Here is a 17057-nt window from a genome sequence, read left to right as displayed (position 1 = left end):
GGTCCCAATCCAGCAGATTGGTTACAATCGCTTCGTACTCCCACAGAAAGTCGTACATCTGCAGCTGGTCACCGTCATAACGTTCCGCTTTCCGGATGACGATCACCAGTCGTGCTTTATTCCAGGACGTCGCCTTGTAGATGAGACGGATGCCTTCGATGATCACGTCTTCATCGACGTAACGGGTCCAGTGACGGCAGTTCGCAACTTCCCGCGCCAAACGGTCCGTCCATTTCAACTTGCCCACGTATCCGATCTTGCGTTGTTCCCAGAATTGATAGAAGTCCTCCCCAGCAAATCCTTTATCGAAGCGGGCAAACTTGACACGACGGTCGGCAGGGAGGAGTCGGAGGGTTTCCTCCGAGCAACCAACCGACGAGCAGATAGAGCAGAATTTTGGCAAACGAGAACAAGGAGTTGCCGCCTTTGGTCAAGCTAATCCGTTGAAAGACTCGTTCCAGTTGGATTTTTTCCAGGTACGCGAGCAACGATTTGCTTCCCTCATGGGAGGTCGCCTGTTTGAGCGTACACTTCACCTTGAAGGTGCTTCTTTCCTTGGATGGTGTTGTTTTCGGTAAACCTCATTATACCAAGGATGGGAGCCCTTTTTTAGTTAATTGTTCGAAATTCAGGATGAAAATCATTGAGCTTCTATTGAAACACGGAGCCAATCCCAACTACATGAGAGCAGGAAAAACGGCTTTGAATTACGCTGTAGAAAATGATGATATTGAAATGGCCAAGTTTCTTCTGGATTCGGGTGCCGACCCAAATGTAAGCGACCCAAATGTAAGCACTGAATAGGCGATATGGAAAGCGGTAGAAAAAGGTTCAACCAAAATGGTCAAAATATTGCTGGACTATGGTGCCGATCCGAATCGAACTATCGTCAACAATAAATATTTGCTGCAATTCGCCAAGGAATCTGGACTGACAGAGATAGCTGAATTGTTAAAAATGCTGGAGCAAAAGAGAGCAAACGAGGTTAGATATACGATTAATAAGGCTGGGTTTTAAACTACGGGCTGAACTTTATGGTTCGGCTTTTTCTGTGTTACGTTACAATTCATCAAGATTGACGATATAGAATATTGAACAGCCGACAGTAACCCTTCATCGGATGATTTTGTGGATTTTTGGCTTGTTTCATTGGGATTCTTGCCTGGGTAAGGCGGTGCTGAGGCCGAAACATCAATTTTTTCAAGTTCAACACCCAATTCACGTTACAAAAGTCATCATCGAACAATATATTTCCTCAAATAGGAAATCAGAACTACTTCAAACAAGGAATTTCAGCGGGGGATGTCGAATAGGAAAAGTTGCATGGTTTCGGGCGGAACAAGAGGTGAACTATGGAAATCATCAATAATATCGACAATCTTCTCGGCGAAAATTTGAAACTTGAAGTTCGCAAAGGCAGCAAAGTATCGATTGCTGCATCATGCTTCTCCATTTATGCATATGAAGCCTTAATGAAAGAACTGAATCAGGTGGAAGAAGTCCGGTTTATCTTCACCTCTCCCACCTTTATTGCGGATAGCATAAAAAAGGAGAAGCGGGAATTTTATATCCCGAAACGGAACCGGGAAAAAAGCTTGTACGGCACCGAATTTGAAATCCGGCTCAAAAACGAATTGACACTCAAAGCGATTGCAAAAGAGTGCAGTGACTGGATTCGTAAAAAAGTCACGTTCAAATCGAACCGTACTTCCGGCTCGATGCAAGGCATGCTGAATTTGCAGACTGCCGATGAAACTATCACATATATGCCGATCGATGGCTTTACGACCGTTGATCTTGGTTATGAAAAGGGCAATGCTCTCTCCAAGATGGTGAACAAGTTCACAGAAGCTCCGTTTACCAAAATGTATTTCGATCTGTTCGATCAGGTATGGAATGACAAAAGCAAACTTGAAGATGTCACGAACCAAGTTGTGGAGCATATTTCATCGGTGTATAAAGAGAACTCTCCGGAGTTCATTTACTATGTCATTTTGTACAATATTTTCAACGAGTTCCTATCGGACATCACAGAAGACATATTGCCCAACGAAGCAACTGGATTCAAAGAGACGGAAATCTGGAAACGTCTCTATCACTTCCAGAAAGATGCGGTTCTTGGTGCAATTAATAAACTGGAAAAATACAATGGATGCATCCTGGCAGACAGCGTCGGTCTGGGAAAAACATTCACGGCTCTTGGCATCATTAAATACTATGAACTTCGCAACAAGTCCGTATTGTTGCTATGTCCCAAGAAACTCGGCGACAACTGGCTTACATATAAACAGAACGTGACCAACAACATTCTGTATGCCGACCGATTCCGCTATGATGTACTCTACCATACGGATATATCGCGGGAAAGAGGCAAATCAAACGACATTCCGCTCGACCGGTTGAATTGGGGTAATTATGATCTGCTTGTCATTGATGAGTCGCATAACTTCCGCAACAACGAAGCCAAGAAAGATAAAGAGACGCGGTATCAGAAGTTGATGCGGAAAGTGTTAAAAAGCGGCGTGAAAACGAAAGTGCTCATGCTCTCCGCTACTCCGGTGAACAACAAGTTCATGGATCTTCGCAACCAGCTTGCCTTGGCTTATGAAGGAAATCCTGAAGAAATCAACAGCAAGCTGGGGACGGAGCGGGGTATCAACGACATCTTCAAACGAGCCCAGTCCGCGTTTAACCAGTGGTCTAAGATGGATGTTGCTGAGCGGACAACGGAGACGCTTCTTGGTATGCTCGACTTCGACTTTTTTGAGCTGCTGGACAGCTTGACGATCGCTCGGTCACGCAAGCATATCCAGAAGTATTACAAAGCGGAGGAGATCGGCGAGTTCCCAAGACGGCTGCCGCCTCTCTCTAAGTTTTGCGATTTGACCGACAGAACCGATGTGATCGGGTATAATGATATTTTTATCGAGTTGTCAAGAATCAATCTCGGTATCTATGCACCGTTCAAATATATTCAGCCGAGCCGATTGCGTTTCTATGAAGAGTTGTATGACACCAGCGTAAGGGGCGGAAGCGGGAACTTCAGGCAGATGGACCGCGAAGGCAGCTTACAGATTTTGATGCGGATCAACCTGCTGAAACGCCTGGAAAGTTCAGTGGAATCTTTCCGATTGACCCTTTCCAAGATTGTCTCCAAAATCGATCAGACGCTTCAGCAAATCGAAGCATTCGAGCGAAGCGGGAAGTCCGATGCTGTAGGTTATACCGATATTGAGGATGCCAATCTTGACGATGACGATTGGCTGGACGATGATTTCAGCATCGGGGATACAATCAAGATCAATTTGTCCGATATGGATGTTCTTCGCTGGAAAGAAGATTTGATGAACGACCACAACATTCTTTCCTCCTTGCTGACCGAAATGCAGAAAGTAACGCCTGAACATGATGCGAAGCTAAACACATTAAAGCAGGTTATTGATCACAAAATCAATCATCCGATCAATCCCGGCAACCGCAAAGTCATCATTTTCAGTGCGTTCACGGATACCGCGGCGTACTTGTACACGCATTTGTCGGAGTATATGAAGGCCAAGTACAATATCGATACGGCCAAAATCGTCGGCAGCGACGAGAACAAAAACACCGCCGGTTTGCGGAACGATATCAGCACATTGCTGACTTGCTTCTCGCCTCGATCCAAGGAAAAGAAGCTGACCATGCCGGATGTCAAAGGCGAGATTGACCTGCTGATCGCTTCCGACTGTATTTCCGAGGGGCAAAACTTGCAAGATTGCGACTATCTCATCAACTATGACATTCATTGGAATCCAGTGCGGATTATTCAACGATTTGGCCGAATAGACCGGATCGGTTCGCAGAACAAGGAAATTCAATTGGTGAACTTCTGGCCCAACATGACGCTGGATGAATACATTCAGTTAAAAGAACGGGTCGAGAATCGCATGGTCATCATGGATATGACGGCGACTGGCGATGATAACGTCCTGTTCAATCAATCCAGCGATCTGGAGTACCGGAAGCAGCAGCTTCAGCGATTACAGAAGGAAGTCGTCGATCTGGACGATATGAACACGGGCGTCTCCATCACCGATTTGGGCCTGAACGATTTTCGCATGGACTTGGTGAACTATGTCAAGGAAAACGGAGAACTTGATACCGTTCCGAGCGGACTGCATGCGGTTGTGGCTGCTGACGAAGAGAAGGGAGCAAAGCCCGGCGTCATCTTTGTTCTTCGCAACGTCAATGAGGAACTGAACCCCGACAAGCAGAACCGGCTACATCCCTTTTACCTTGTCTATATGAGCGAAGACGGCAAAGTCATCACCAATCATATGGATGTTAAAAAGACGCTGGATATCCTAAGAGCCCTATGCAGAGGGCAATCGGAACCGATGATGGAGGCTTGCCGCAGCTTTAATCAAGCGACGAGAGACGGCAAAAAGATGGACATGTATTCCATGCTGTTGGAAGAGACCATCCGCTCGATTGTACAGGTGAAAGAAGAAAACGATCTGGATAGCTTGTTCAGTTCGGGAGGCACGACAGCACTTATAGACTCGATTAAAGGGCTTGAGGACTTTGAACTCATCACCTTTGTCGTTATCAGGCAGGTGAATGCGTGATGTTTCAATTGCCTTCAAGCACGCTTGTAAACCGTAAAATTCCGAAGAACAAATTTTATGAGAAGCTGCAAGCCAATCATCACCTCAAAGAACTGTTTACCGAACAGGTTGATTCGATCATCTGGAAGCACAAGCTATCCATGGACACGATTCGTCTTGAACCGAAAGAGGATATCGAAGAAATTCAGATATTCGAAGTCCATTTGAAGGTACAAACTTACTCCCTTGAATTGCTGCGGAGCATAGATAAGGCGATTCCTTATCCCATTTTGCATGTTTTGACGTATGATGGTCAGGCCAAGCTCGCCGTCGCGTATAAAGAACGAAATCAGACCGACGACAATCGGTCTGTCGTTCGTTCCTACCATGAGACGGACTGGCAGCCGATGGAGAGTATCGAGATGAACATCCTTCAAGGACTCGATCTGAAGGCTGTTTACGAGAACATCATCCGTCAACTGCTTCCCATCAAGGTGAAGCCGGAAATCGAGCTTACAGCCGTTTTGGAGCGGCAAGCCCAAATTGACAAGCTGACGCAAGAATGTGAGCGGCTAGAGTCCAAGATACGGGCCGAAAAACAATTCAACAAGAAAGTTGAATTGAACATGGAACTGCAACGAAAGAGAAAAGAATTGAATCAACTACTTGATTAAGTAATTGGAGGCGTACTTATGAAAAAATTGACGATGAAGTCGGTTGATCTGACTCAAGTTAATATCGACAAGATTGCAGAGTTGTTCCCCAACGTGATTACCGAAGCCAGAGATGAACAAGGAAAAATCAAACGAGCGGTCGATTTTGATTTGTTGAAGCAGGAACTTTCCGATGTTCTTGTTGAAGGAGAAAAAGAACGGTATCAGCTTACGTGGCCCGGAAAGAAACAAGCAATCCTGAATGCGAACACGCCGATTGAGAAAACATTGCGTCCGGTGAAGGAAGACAGCGTTGATTGGGACAATACGCAGAATTTGTATATTGAAGGCGATAATCTTGAAGTATTGAAGCTGCTGCAGGAGTCGTATTTGAATAAGATAAAATGCATCTATATTGATCCCCCTTATAATACGGGTAAGGATTTTGTTTATAAAGATGATTTTAGAGAATCTGCTGAAGAGTACCTTGAGGAGACAGGTCAAATAGATGAACAGGGTAATCGCCTTTTTCAGAACACAGAGTCGAACGGCCGTTTTCACAGTGATTGGTTGACTATGATGTATTCGAGGTTGAAAATAGCTAGACAATTGCTTAAGGAAGATGGAGTTATTTTTATCAGTATAGATGATAATGAAATTGATAATATAAAAAAATTGTGCGATGAAGTATTTGGAGCAAGTAATTTTGTAGGTATTTTTGTTTGGAAAAGGAGAACAGGAGCAAACGATTCGAAACGTTTTTTTGTTAGTAATGACCAAGAGTATATTATCTCTTATGCAAAAACAGAGGCTTTTGTATTCAAGGGTATCATTAAATCAACAGAGAATTACCAAAATCCTGACAATGATCCAAGAGGGCCTTGGGCAAGAGATAATTTAACATGTAACAAAACAGCTTCAGAAAGACCTAACTTATTTTATCCTATTACTGACCCAAATACAGGAATTACTTATCAGTGTAATCCCAATAGAGTTTGGGTGTATGAGAAAGCTCGTATGGAAAGATTGATTATGGAAGGAAAAGTTCTATTTCCACCGAGTGGGAATGGTACTCCAATGTACAAAAGACATCTATCTGAACTGAGATCAAATAAAAAACCTTTGTCAACGTGGATTCTCCCTTCTAATTTGTCGGATGGAGAAGACAATAATAGCACTTTGATATTTCCTCTAAATTTTGTTGCTACTAAAGAATTAAGAGATTTATTAGATGGTCAGTATTTCGATTACCCCAAATCAGTTCAAATGTTATATGGAATACTGAATCAGGCTGTTGAAGATAAAAGTGACGATATTGTTCTTGACTTCTTCTCTGGGTCTGCAACGACTGCCCATGCTGTTATGCAACTTAATGCCGATGACGGAGGCAATCGGAAATTTATCATGGTTCAACTACCAGAACCAACATCCGAAAATTCCGAAGCCTACAAAGCCGGTTACAAAAACATCTGCGAAATCGGAAAGGAACGAATCCGTCGTGCCGCGAAGAAGATTAAAGAAGAAACAGGGGCAGACATCGATTACGGCTTCCGGGTATTCCGCGTGGATTCATCGAACATGAAGGACGTTTACTACGCACCGGACAAGCTTAAACAGGGTGAACTGTTTGATCTTGCATCCAATATCAAAGAAGATCGTACCGGTGAGGATTTGCTCATCCAGGTCATGCTGGAGCTCGGTCTTGAGCTTTCGTTGCCTATGGAAACGAAGCAGCTTGAAGGGAAGACGGTCCACTATGTCGCCGGGAACTCTTTAATCGCATGTTTTGATGACAATGTGCCGGAATCTGTGATTAAACAAATTGCCGCCGAACAGCCACTGCGGGTCGTCTTCCGCGACAGTTCCTTTGAAGATGATTCTTCAAGAATTAATGTAGAAGAATTGTTCAAGATGCTCTCTCCGGGCACAGAAATCCAAGTGCTGTAAGGTGGTGAGCTCAAATTGAAGATCAAATTCAAACATCAACAGTTTCAGTTGGACGCCGTGAAAAGTGTTGTGGATTGCTTCGAGGGACAACCCAATGAGTTGTCCCGATTTACCCTTGACCGTGGCAGAAGACAAAAGCCGGAACAATTGGCCATGGATGATCTCGCGAATGCCGAACAAGCAAATATCGGATTCAAGAACAACGCCATTCAATTGATTGATCATGAAATCTTGAAAAACATTCAATCGGTACAACGAAGGAACGGTCTGAAAATCTCCGAGAAGCTTGAGGGCAAATATAATCTGACGATTGAAATGGAGACCGGTACAGGCAAAACCTATACGTATATCCGTACCATGTTTGAACTGTACCAAAAATACGGATGGAGCAAGTTTATTGTCGTGGTTCCTTCGATCGCCATTCGTGAAGGTGTGCTCAAGACGTTTCAGATTACGGAAGATCATTTCATGTCTGAATACGGCACGAAGGCACGATACTTTGTGTATAACTCAAAGCAATTGCACCATATCGAGAAATTTGCCAGCGACGCCGGGATCAATGTTATGATCATCAACTCGCAAGCCTTTAATGCGAGAGGGAAAGATGCAAGACGGATTTATATGGAATTGGATGACTTCAACAGCCGCAAACCGATTGACGTACTGGCGAGCACACATCCGATTCTGATCATCGACGAGCCACAATCCGTCGAAGGTAAGAAAACGAAAGAATCGCTGAAGGCTTTCAATCCGCTTTTTACGCTACGTTATTCGGCGACGCATCGTGAAGATTACAACAAAGTGTACCGGCTCGACGCTTTGGATGCATACAACAAAAAGCTGGTGAAAAAGATCAGCGTGAAGGGGATTTCGGCCAAAGGAACAAGCGGCACGGACAGCTATCTGTATCTGGAAGGCATCGATGTGAGCACGAAGCAGGCTCCGGTTGCCCGGCTGGAATTCGAAGTGAAGACGAAAACGGGTCTTGCCAGGAAGACGCATAAGATCAGGCAGAATGATGATCTGTACCAATTGTCCGGTGAGCTTGAACAGTACAAGGGATACAAAGTGTCCGAAATTAATGGGCAAAACAACAGCATTAGCTTTATAAACGGCGTAACTTTATACGCTGGTGACGTACAGGGGGATGTAGGAGAACTGCATTTCCGCCGTATTCAGATTCGGGAAACGATCAAGTCCCATTTTGAAAAAGAACGTGCGTTGTTTCATCAAGGGATTAAAGTGCTTTCGCTCTTTTTCATCGATGAAGTGGCAAAATATCGGCAATATGATAAAGATGGTTCGGAATTAAATGGTGTCTACGCAGATATGTTTGAGGAAGAATACATGGCCTTGCTCAATGAGCAATTGTCGCTATTTGCCGATGATCCATACATCCAATATTTGAACCGGATACAAGTGAAAGAAACGCATAAGGGTTATTTCTCAATCGATAAGAAAAGCAAACGTTATGTCGATCCGAAGGTATCGGCAAGAGAGACCGACTCCGATGATGCGGACGCTTATGACCTGATCATGAGGGATAAAGAGCGATTGCTTAGTTTCTCGGAACCCACCCGGTTTATCTTCTCCCACTCCGCTCTCAAAGAAGGCTGGGATAATCCGAATGTGTTTCAGATTTGCACGCTGAAACATAGCGATTCCACCATCAAGAAACGTCAGGAAGTCGGGCGGGGACTGCGGCTTTGTGTCAATCAGAATGGTGAACGGATGGATTCAAGCGTACCGGGTATTGACGTTCATGAGATTAATGTGCTGACCGTCATCGCCAGTGAATCATACGAGCAATTTGCGAAACAGCTGCAAAACGAAATCGCCGAAACGCTGTCCGATCGCCCACGCAAAGCAGATCGCGACTTCTTCCTGGATAAAGTGTTGAAGAATGCACGCGGCGAACAATTAAAATTAGAAGATACCTTAGCAAGCAAGTTACTGTACACGTTCATTAAAAATGATTATGTGGATGATCAGTACAATTTGACGGATGTATATTTTAACGCTGTAGAAAATCAGAGTCTCAAACTCCCTGAGGAATTGACGGATTTTCAGGAACCGTTGGTCGAATTGGTTAAGTCAATTTATGTAGAGGGTAAATCGAATCTGGCTGATAATGAACGGAATCGCAATATTGCTTCCGTAACGGTCAATAACAATTTTTACAAAAAGGAATTCCAAGAGCTCTGGAACCAAATCAATCGGAAATCTGTGTATACTGTCAAATTCGACTCCGAGGAACTTGTGAAAAAGTGTGTATGGGCTTTGGACAGTCATTTACAAGTGCCTGCGATCCGATATGCAATCAAGCATGGTGAAATGAACCGAATTGAGTCCCAACAACAGTTAAAATCGGGGGAAGCCTTTCAGACGCGTGAAACCAAAACAGAGCTTGTGGAAGTAAAACCGGATTTTCGGGTGAAATATGATCTGGTCGGAAAACTAATGGATGAAACGCGGCTAACGAGAAAGACGATCGTGGCAATTTTAACGGGAATCAAAGAAGTTACATTCCTGCAATTCCGCAAAAACCCGGAAGAATTCATGATTCGTGCCGCCAAGCTGATCAACGAGCAGAAGGCGACGACGATCATTGAATCCATCACATATGATGTTCTCAATGATACGTTCGAAGCGGACGTATTTACGAAAAACACATTATCCGGGAAACTGGGGGAAAATGCGATTCCGGTTGAGAAGCACGTTTATGACTATGTAGTTACGGATTCTAAGATCGAGCGTGCTTTTGCTAGAGAGCTTGATGTCAGCAACGAAGTTCGAGTGTACGCCAAACTGCCGCGTGGATTTTTTATCCCGACGCCGATGGGCAATTACAATCCGGACTGGGCGATTGTTTTCAAGGAAGGCGATGTGAAGTACATTTACTTCATCGCGGAGACGAAAGGCTCCATGGAATCCATGGAACTCCGTGAAGTGGAGAAGGCGAAAATTGAATGTGCCAGTAGGCACTTTGCTAAACTGAATACAGGCCAGTTGAAGTACGATGTTGTGAACAGTTATGAGAAGTTGTTGGAAATTGTGAAGGCTTAGTAAAAAACCAGCTTGTCGCCGCTTATTACCATTGTTATGGAAGGCGGCGATTTTTCGTTTATGAGTTACATCAACATGAATATCCTTCTACTAAAACCTCTTTACTACTAGATTCTGTTAGGTTAAGATGGGGTGGAAATAATTTCTTATGTTGGTTATGTAGCATCCATTGGTTAAATATAAATAGGAGAGGATACTATGTCTGACAGTGGTAATAATAGTAATTGGGGAGACCACTATCCGGTGTCTTGCCCTCCTAGCAGTGCTAAGTCAAAAGACGTAGACCCAGTGTACAGATTGACATTAAACAATCCTCCGACAGATGAGGATTTTCACAGTCATAAAGAGGCAAACCGCCGTTATCCACCGGAAAAAGAATGTGAAGCTTGTGCAATCTCGGTTTTTACTGATTTTGAACAAATTCAAAAGGCTAAGAAAAAAATTGCTTTATTTAAGAATAGGGGACACATAATTAAAGGTCAGATAACCAAAGAGACTGGTGTTGTCTCAGAGCCAGATCATAAATCACATATTAATTGGTGGGTTTATTCCGGCGTTGAAGTAAAGAGGTATTTTAAGGATAATACCTAAAGTTAGGAATGGTTTTTATGGATTATACTCTTCCTTACCCTATTGGAGCCGTTGAAATCATTAAAGTATTTGAGTATTATGACGGACCAAAAGTCTTTGCTTGTGAGAGCATTACGGGACAAAAATACATTGTCAATTGGATAGATACGTCATCTATTAATGACAAATGGTTTTATGTGCCTGTAAGTGGAACAAGATACCTTCTTATTCTGAATGGGAAGGTCTCTTTACGTGACTGTATTCTTCATTCTGAGAATAATATGGTTTTAGAAGTCCGAACGCCAAAGGGAAAGAACGATTCTGTTGAAATTCACTATAGGGAAGTAAGTACCATTGTAGAGGAAGAGTTGCCCGATCCTGATTCATATGTGGAAACTGAACAACATGAATCCACACTTCCCCCTAGAGAAGAATCTACTGTTCTAACGGCTGTTCGTTCAGGAAGAGACGTTCTTGATCTATCCTTAAATGTAAGTGATCAGCATAGTAATGAAATTGATGCAGAATTACTGGGAGAAGTACTTATTACTACACAGAACTTAGCTTATTATATCGGGGCGAATAGTATAAGTAGTCGAGGGCCGATTTCTAGAGACATTATGAAAACAAACAAACTAAAGGCCAGTGGTTTCTTTGCTGCATCTTTTGGCGTCCGTTTGAAGTCTGAAACAAACCAAGGACTATTTGGTGACACTGATGCATCAGGTACACTTGAAAGACTAATGGAGCTTTTTGAAGCAACACCAAAAGAAGAAAAGTTTAGAACAATTATAAAAGGGTTAAGTAACAGGGCTATTAAGACTTATTTCACGTTACTTAATAAGCTGGATAATGAGGATACCAGGATTAAGGTTGAATGGGCATCTCCAAATCGAAAATATAAAGAAGCTTTACTTGATTCCAGTAATATCAAAAAGGCAATTGATATCCTTATTAAGGAAACAAAAGTCGAAATAAAAGAGTTGGAACTGAGAGGTATATTAAAAGGTGTTGATACGGATTCAAATAAATTCAATCTCCTTTTAGAAAATGATGAGCATATTAGAGGCATTATTGGTGAGAATCTAAGGGGACAGCAATTTGTTGTGCCTGTGAAGGTAAAGGCAGTAGTTGAACAAAAGACTGAGATTCAAGTTTTCACTGAAGAGGAAAAGACTACATATACCCTTATTTCACTTGAATAAGTTATAATGTGGCCCCCCATTTCCTTGTTTTAGGAAGTGGGGGGTATTATTTTTAGTTTACCATATCGAGTGATACGGTGAACCGTATCATAAATGAGGGTACAGTCAAATGAATCATTCTGTTTACTAGTACTCATGTTGATCCATAGAAATGAACAAGCCGGGCCTTCGTTTTAATAGGCTCGGTTATTTATTGTGATGACCGTTAACGGAACTACAGTACGCTATTCGCATCAAATTGATAGGAGACTGCCCCAATTCAACGAAATAACGCACTCAGGTTCCGTTAGCTCGGGAAAACGGCCGAGAACAGCAAAATAAGGTCTCTCAGTTCCGTTATCGCCAGCCATGTGTGGCATCACAGCATCCAGTGCTTCTGGAGGCGCTGCAACACGCACACAACTGCAAGCTCAGCTGCATGCGTTACAGCACGCACGAAACTGCACTCTTGTATCTGCTTCCTCGCAGTTATTCCATCCTCCCCCCCCCCCCATCTATTTCTTTCAACCTATAGATTTTTATCCGCAGAGGAGTTAGACTGATAGGACTAGGTATCATCTGACATAGAGTAGGAGCTAGAGAGAACCATGGCAAATCTAGATTTAACACCTTCGTGGAAGAAACTTCGTCTCTTTCATCTGACTTGGCCGATCCTAGTCGATTCTGTACTGCGGATGATGCTGGGCACGGTGGATGTGTTCATGTTAAGCCGAATCTCGGACACGACCACCGGTGCAGTCGGGCTTGCGAATGAGCTGATTTTCTTCTGTATTCTGATGTTTGGGTTTGTTGCGATCGGTACCAGTGTTGCCGTTGCACAATATATCGGTGCTGGACGGAAGCAAGAAGCGAGTGATATCTCAGCCAATGCGATCTCGCTGAACTTCCTATTCGGCTTCATCGTCAGTTTAACGATTCTCCTGTTCGGCGAGACGTTCTTGCGCTTGCTGAATTCCAGCCCTGAGCAGATGAGCATCGCTCATCATTACTTGCAGATCGTCGGCGGATTCATCTGGATTGAAGCGCTGTCGTATGCGCTGTCATCGGTTATTCGTTCCACGGGGCACACGAAAAACGTGATGTTTGTTACTCTGGGTGTGAATATCATCCATGTGGTCGGCAACTACTTGCTGATCTTTGGTCACTTTGGATTCCCGGAGCTGGGTGTTACGGGTGCTGCGATCTCCACGGTTGTCAGCCGCTTCCTCGGGATCATCGTGTTGTTCATCCTTTTATACCGTTCTATGCCTGCGCCGATTAGAACCAAGTATTATATACGCTGGAATCGACTTTATGTAAAGCAGATCCTGAGTGTAGGCCTGCCTGCAGCAGGTGAACAGATCGCTTGGCAATCACAATATCTGATGATCCTCGGGTTTGTGAACCTGATCGGCATCACGGCGTTAAATACGCATGTCTATGTGATGAATGTATCGAATTATTTTATGGCGTTGGCGATGGCGATCGGCACAGGAACAGAGATTATCGTCGGCCAGATGGTCGGTGCCGGAGCGATGGATGAAGCCTATCGCAGGTTGATCAGAAGTGTGAAGATCAGTTTCGTATCGACACTGCTGATCGTCCTCATCGCATCGATGTTCCGATATGACATCATCGGATTGTTTACACAAGATCCGGAGATTATTACACTTGGAGCGAGCATCTTCTTGCTGTCGATTATCCTTGAGCCCGGCAGGACGTTTAATATGGTTGTGATCAATTCGCTGCGCGCGGCTGGCGACGCTCGATTCCCCGCCTTGATGGGTGTGATCTCGATGTGGGGCGTTGCAGTCCCGCTGGCCTACTTATTCGGCATCCATTATGGGTTCGGGCTGCTTGGGATCTGGGCTGTGTTTATCATCGATGAGTGGCTGCGCGGGATCATCATGCTGCTTCGCTGGCGAAGCCGTGCATGGGAGAAGAAGGCGCTGGTCAAGGCAGTCCATCCTCTGGAGGAGCCGCAGGGAATATCGACATGAACATCTACTGCAGCAAACATGGAAATAATCGAGCTAGTTTACGGGAAAATCCCTGCGAGCTGACGAATTGTTTACGCGTGCTGCCGATGCGGTCATTCAAGCTGCGAAACGAACGGGTGTGAATCGTCTGGTGTGGATGTCTTCGTTTGGCGTTGGCGACACGATCCAAGATGCTGCACTCGTACAGAAATTCATGTATAAGACGTTACTGCGCAATTTCGGTTGGATAAGGAGTTTAGAGTTGTGAAGGATCCAGTTGCGGCTGAATCGATTAGGGATGAGATCTTTGAAACGATCACCGAGATGTTTGGGATCGAGATTATGAATTCTGCCTCCGTTGAATTAGGGTACATGAACTTAAAATGGAGGATTGAAACGGATGCAGGGAACTTCTTTGTAAAGCAATATCATAGAAGCCGATATCCTGAGGAGGCAGTAGATGGATTAGAAACTTCGCTAAGTCTTCAAGATCTCTTGCATCGAAACGGGATTCCCTGTCCAGAGTTAATCTCTCATCAAGGGAAGTATGTATTGCGCACGCCATCTGGAGAACGTTTCGTCTTCATGCGGTTATGCCCAGGCAAGGTGATCGAAGCGGGCAGTGCGAGTGAGGCGCAGATGTATCATCTAGGGCAGGTCACAGGCGGGATGCACCGGATCATAAAGCTTGAACGCCTATTTGCAGATCTGTGACCGGTGACGGCAAACAGAACAGAAAGGAATAAACCATCATGAAAAAACAGAGCCGAATCAAAGCCTTATTTGAAATCCTCATGGTATCGACGAAATTAGGTCTAACTTCATTTGGCGGGCCTGTTGCTCACTTGGGTTATTTTCACGATGAATATATTCGCAGAAGGAAGTGGATGGACGAAAGAAGTTATGCTGATCTAGTGGCACTGTGCCAATTCCTTCCCGGTCCTGCCAGCAGTCAAGTTGGGATCGGCATAGGTGTCATGCGTGCCGGCGTATTAGGCGGCATTGTTTCATTTCTTGGGTTCACCTTACCTTCAGTCATCGCTCTGATGATCTTAGCACTGTTTGTTCAAGGCCTGGACTTAAGTGATGCGGGTTGGATCCATGGTCTGAAAATTGTTGCCGCTGTTGTTGTGGTCCATGCCATCCTGGGAATGGCTCAAAAGCTGACACCTGATCTCAAAAGAAAGGCTGTCGCCTTGCTGGCTTTAGTGGTGACATTGTTATGGCAAACAACTTTCACGCAAGTTGGGGTCATCCTTCTTTCCGCGGTCATTGGCTTTCTGATCTTCAGGCATCAGGAGGATGAATCGGAAGGCAGAACGGCATTTCCCATCAGCCGCGGTTTAGGGATCGTGTGCATCGTATTATTTTTTGGTCTGCTGCTGCTCCTGCCTTTATTAAGTGAAATCACTTCTTCACGTTGGATCACCATGATTGATCGTTTCTACCGCTCCGGCGCTTTGGTGTTTGGAGGAGGACATGTCGTACTGCCCCTGCTTGAACGAGAATTTGTACCGGCCGGCTGGTTGAGTGAGGAAGCCTTTCTTGCAGGATACGGCGCGGCTCAAGCCGTTCCAGGTCCGTTATTTACGTTTGCAGCTTACCTGGGTGCCGTAATGAATGGGTGGGTTGGCGGTCTAATCGCAACCTTTGCTATATTCTTGCCTGCCTTCTTATTGATCTTGGGCACTCTTCCTTTCTGGGACAGCCTGCGTCGGAATTCCAAGGTCAGAGGTGCCTTGATGGGGGTAAATGCAGCCGTTGTTGGAATCCTGATCTCGGCCTTCTATCAACCCATTTGGACGAGTTCCATCTTAGCACCCATTGATTTTGCTTTAGCGGCGGTCTTGTTCAGTATGCTCGTATATTGGAAGCTGCCGCCCTGGATGATTGTCTTAACAGGGGCTGCAGCGGGAATGTTGTTAACACTGATCTAACCCGAATGGAAGCGAAGGATGGCAGCATGGGCTTTGACTTTGCTGGAACTTACGACGTAGTGAAGCCCCATGAGGAAATCTCATACACCATGGAAGACGGGAGTAAAGTGTCCATTTATCTTAACATATTTGCATTTATTGCACGATGATTTCATTCCAAACCTAATCAAGGAGCTTGATGTTTCTTACTCTGCAAGCGCCTCGGCTAAACCGAGCAAGAAAATCCCCGTCATCACCACCGCGACGGCTGCGTATTGTTGACCTGTCAGCTTCTCCTTCAGGAAGATTCTTGACAGGATGAGGGATACGATACTGTAAGAAGCAATCATCGGAGCTGCAACCACGCCGGTGCCGCTCATCGCGTAAACATAGGCAGCTTGACCGCCTGTTTCGAACAGTGCGGCGACCATTCTGTTCTTATGTTCTATGAAACCAAAGCGCTGTTTCTTGATGATTTTGATATAGATGAAGATGAAGATTGCAGCCAAGAGGAAGGTCAGTTCATATGAAATGTTGGCTACATCCTCGAAGGTTCTCTCGGTAACCCCTCTAAGAGGCGTTGTGCGATAATCATCGAGGTAATAGGCATCGAAGAAGGTGCCCAGCGCATCGATGATACAGTAGGCGATCGGCAGGAAGAAGGCTTTAAATCCCACTTGATACTTTCGGTCTTCTTCTCGGATCTCTGTCTCCATCTTCTTCTTCTCGAGTATGCCTAACACGAAGATCCCGCCGCAGATGAGGATCACTCCTGCGGCACTTGGCAAGTCCAGCATCTGGTCGAGGAAGATCAGACACAGGATGGTGACGATCGCACCCGAAGAATTCTGAATAGGCGAGGAGATGGAGAGCATCAGATAGCGAAGTCCCAAGTAGCCTATGGTCATAGAAAGGATATAACACAACGATACGGGCAGATAGATGAGAAGGTTGATCGGATCATAATCGATGTTGTTTGCAAACATCGTGAAGATCGCGTGAGCGCCCATCACGATGCCCACGATCGCCGAGGTCTTGAGGTGGCTGTATTTGTCCTCAGCGTCAGCCCCTTTTTTGTAGAATAGATCTGCTGCACCCCACGAGATCGTGGAGACGAGAGCATAGATAAACCACATGATAGATATTCCTCCCTGAA

13 protein-coding genes and 2 pseudogenes are annotated in these 17057 nt (G+C 44.8%); 13 read left to right on the top strand and 2 right to left on the bottom strand.

Features of this window, described 5'->3' with window-relative positions:
* Positions 1-358 (bottom strand): annotated as a pseudogene (locus PRECH8_RS14460) (IS1380 family transposase); the annotation flags it as partial.
* A gap of 161 nt (positions 359-519) precedes the next feature.
* Here PRECH8_RS14460 and PRECH8_RS03030 point away from each other — a divergent pair.
* The 13 genes and pseudogenes from PRECH8_RS03030 to PRECH8_RS14455 form a co-directional block, all read left to right on the top strand.
* Positions 520-804: an ankyrin repeat domain-containing protein gene (locus tag PRECH8_RS03030; protein WP_200965600.1), complete on the top strand. Its 285-nt coding sequence runs from the start codon at positions 520-522 to the stop codon at positions 802-804.
* A gap of 3 nt (positions 805-807) precedes the next feature.
* Positions 808-1017, top strand: a complete 210-nt coding sequence (locus PRECH8_RS14735; protein ID WP_371871171.1) for an ankyrin repeat domain-containing protein — start codon at positions 808-810, stop codon at positions 1015-1017.
* A 335-nt stretch (positions 1018-1352) separates the two neighbouring features.
* Complete coding sequence (locus PRECH8_RS03025; protein WP_200965599.1) at positions 1353-4607, top strand: helicase-related protein; 3255 nt, start codon at positions 1353-1355, stop codon at positions 4605-4607.
* Positions 4607-5260 carry a DUF4391 domain-containing protein gene (locus PRECH8_RS03020; RefSeq protein WP_200965598.1) on the top strand — a complete coding sequence of 218 codons (654 nt, stop codon included), beginning with the start codon at positions 4607-4609 and terminating at the stop codon, positions 5258-5260. The genes PRECH8_RS03025 and PRECH8_RS03020 overlap by 1 nt, the downstream gene beginning before the upstream one ends.
* An 18-nt stretch (positions 5261-5278) precedes the next feature.
* A complete protein-coding gene (locus tag PRECH8_RS03015; protein WP_200965597.1) occupies positions 5279-7186 on the top strand; it encodes a site-specific DNA-methyltransferase in 1908 nt (635 codons plus the stop codon).
* Positions 7187-7201: 15 nt separating this feature from the next.
* Positions 7202-10252: a type III restriction-modification system endonuclease gene (locus PRECH8_RS03010; RefSeq protein ID WP_200965596.1), complete on the top strand. Its 3051-nt coding sequence runs from the start codon at positions 7202-7204 to the stop codon at positions 10250-10252.
* Between the two features lie 198 nt (positions 10253-10450).
* Positions 10451-10843, top strand: a complete 393-nt coding sequence (locus PRECH8_RS03005; protein WP_200965595.1) for a hypothetical protein — start codon at positions 10451-10453, stop codon at positions 10841-10843.
* Between the two features lie 17 nt (positions 10844-10860).
* Complete coding sequence (locus PRECH8_RS03000; RefSeq protein ID WP_200965594.1) at positions 10861-12027, top strand: DUF6575 domain-containing protein; 1167 nt, start codon at positions 10861-10863, stop codon at positions 12025-12027.
* Between the two features lie 587 nt (positions 12028-12614).
* Entirely contained in the window at positions 12615-14006 is a 1392-nt protein-coding gene (locus PRECH8_RS02995; protein WP_200965593.1) for an MATE family efflux transporter, read from the top strand.
* A gap of 67 nt (positions 14007-14073) precedes the next feature.
* Positions 14074-14253, top strand: a complete 180-nt coding sequence (locus PRECH8_RS14730; protein WP_200965592.1) for an NAD(P)H-binding protein — start codon at positions 14074-14076, stop codon at positions 14251-14253.
* Positions 14250-14699: a phosphotransferase gene (locus tag PRECH8_RS02985; protein WP_200965591.1), complete on the top strand. Its 450-nt coding sequence runs from the start codon at positions 14250-14252 to the stop codon at positions 14697-14699. Before PRECH8_RS14730 ends, PRECH8_RS02985 begins: the two co-directional genes overlap by 4 nt.
* Before the next feature lie 38 nt (positions 14700-14737).
* Positions 14738-15922, top strand: a complete 1185-nt coding sequence (locus PRECH8_RS02980; RefSeq protein ID WP_200965590.1) for a chromate transporter — start codon at positions 14738-14740, stop codon at positions 15920-15922.
* Positions 15919-16038: pseudogene (locus tag PRECH8_RS14455) on the top strand (polyketide cyclase); the annotation flags it as partial. The gene PRECH8_RS02980 and the pseudogene PRECH8_RS14455, both read left to right, overlap by 4 nt.
* A 69-nt stretch (positions 16039-16107) precedes the next feature.
* Here the strand turns inward: PRECH8_RS14455 and PRECH8_RS02975 are convergent.
* Positions 16108-17037 (bottom strand): EamA family transporter, encoded by a 930-nt coding sequence (locus PRECH8_RS02975; protein ID WP_200965589.1) that lies wholly within the window; start codon positions 17035-17037, stop codon positions 16108-16110.
* Positions 17038-17057 lie beyond the last annotated feature (20 nt).

It is taken from the genome of Insulibacter thermoxylanivorax (genome assembly GCF_015472005.1).
In the GTDB taxonomy this organism is placed as follows: domain Bacteria; phylum Bacillota; class Bacilli; order Paenibacillales; family DA-C8; genus Insulibacter; species Insulibacter thermoxylanivorax.
The sequence above is the reverse complement of the archived record's forward strand: the minus strand, read 5'-3'. Positions and strand labels throughout refer to the sequence as shown.

What these genes read in the sequence shown, in the direction of transcription:
- PRECH8_RS03015 (WP_200965597.1), top strand. Translation starts at nt 5,279, where the DNA reads ATGAAAAAATTGACGATGAAGTCGGTTGATCTGACTCAAGTTAATATC.
- PRECH8_RS02980 (WP_200965590.1), top strand. Translation starts at nt 14,738, where the DNA reads ATGAAAAAACAGAGCCGAATCAAAGCCTTATTTGAAATCCTCATGGTA.
- PRECH8_RS03000 (WP_200965594.1), top strand. Translation starts at nt 10,861, where the DNA reads ATGGATTATACTCTTCCTTACCCTATTGGAGCCGTTGAAATCATTAAA.
- PRECH8_RS03005 (WP_200965595.1), top strand. Translation starts at nt 10,451, where the DNA reads ATGTCTGACAGTGGTAATAATAGTAATTGGGGAGACCACTATCCGGTG.
- PRECH8_RS03020 (WP_200965598.1), top strand. Translation starts at nt 4,607, where the DNA reads ATGTTTCAATTGCCTTCAAGCACGCTTGTAAACCGTAAAATTCCGAAG.
- PRECH8_RS02975 (WP_200965589.1), bottom strand. Translation starts at nt 17,037, where the DNA reads ATGTGGTTTATCTATGCTCTCGTCTCCACGATCTCGTGGGGTGCAGCA.
- PRECH8_RS02995 (WP_200965593.1), top strand. Translation starts at nt 12,615, where the DNA reads ATGGCAAATCTAGATTTAACACCTTCGTGGAAGAAACTTCGTCTCTTT.
- PRECH8_RS03025 (WP_200965599.1), top strand. Translation starts at nt 1,353, where the DNA reads ATGGAAATCATCAATAATATCGACAATCTTCTCGGCGAAAATTTGAAA.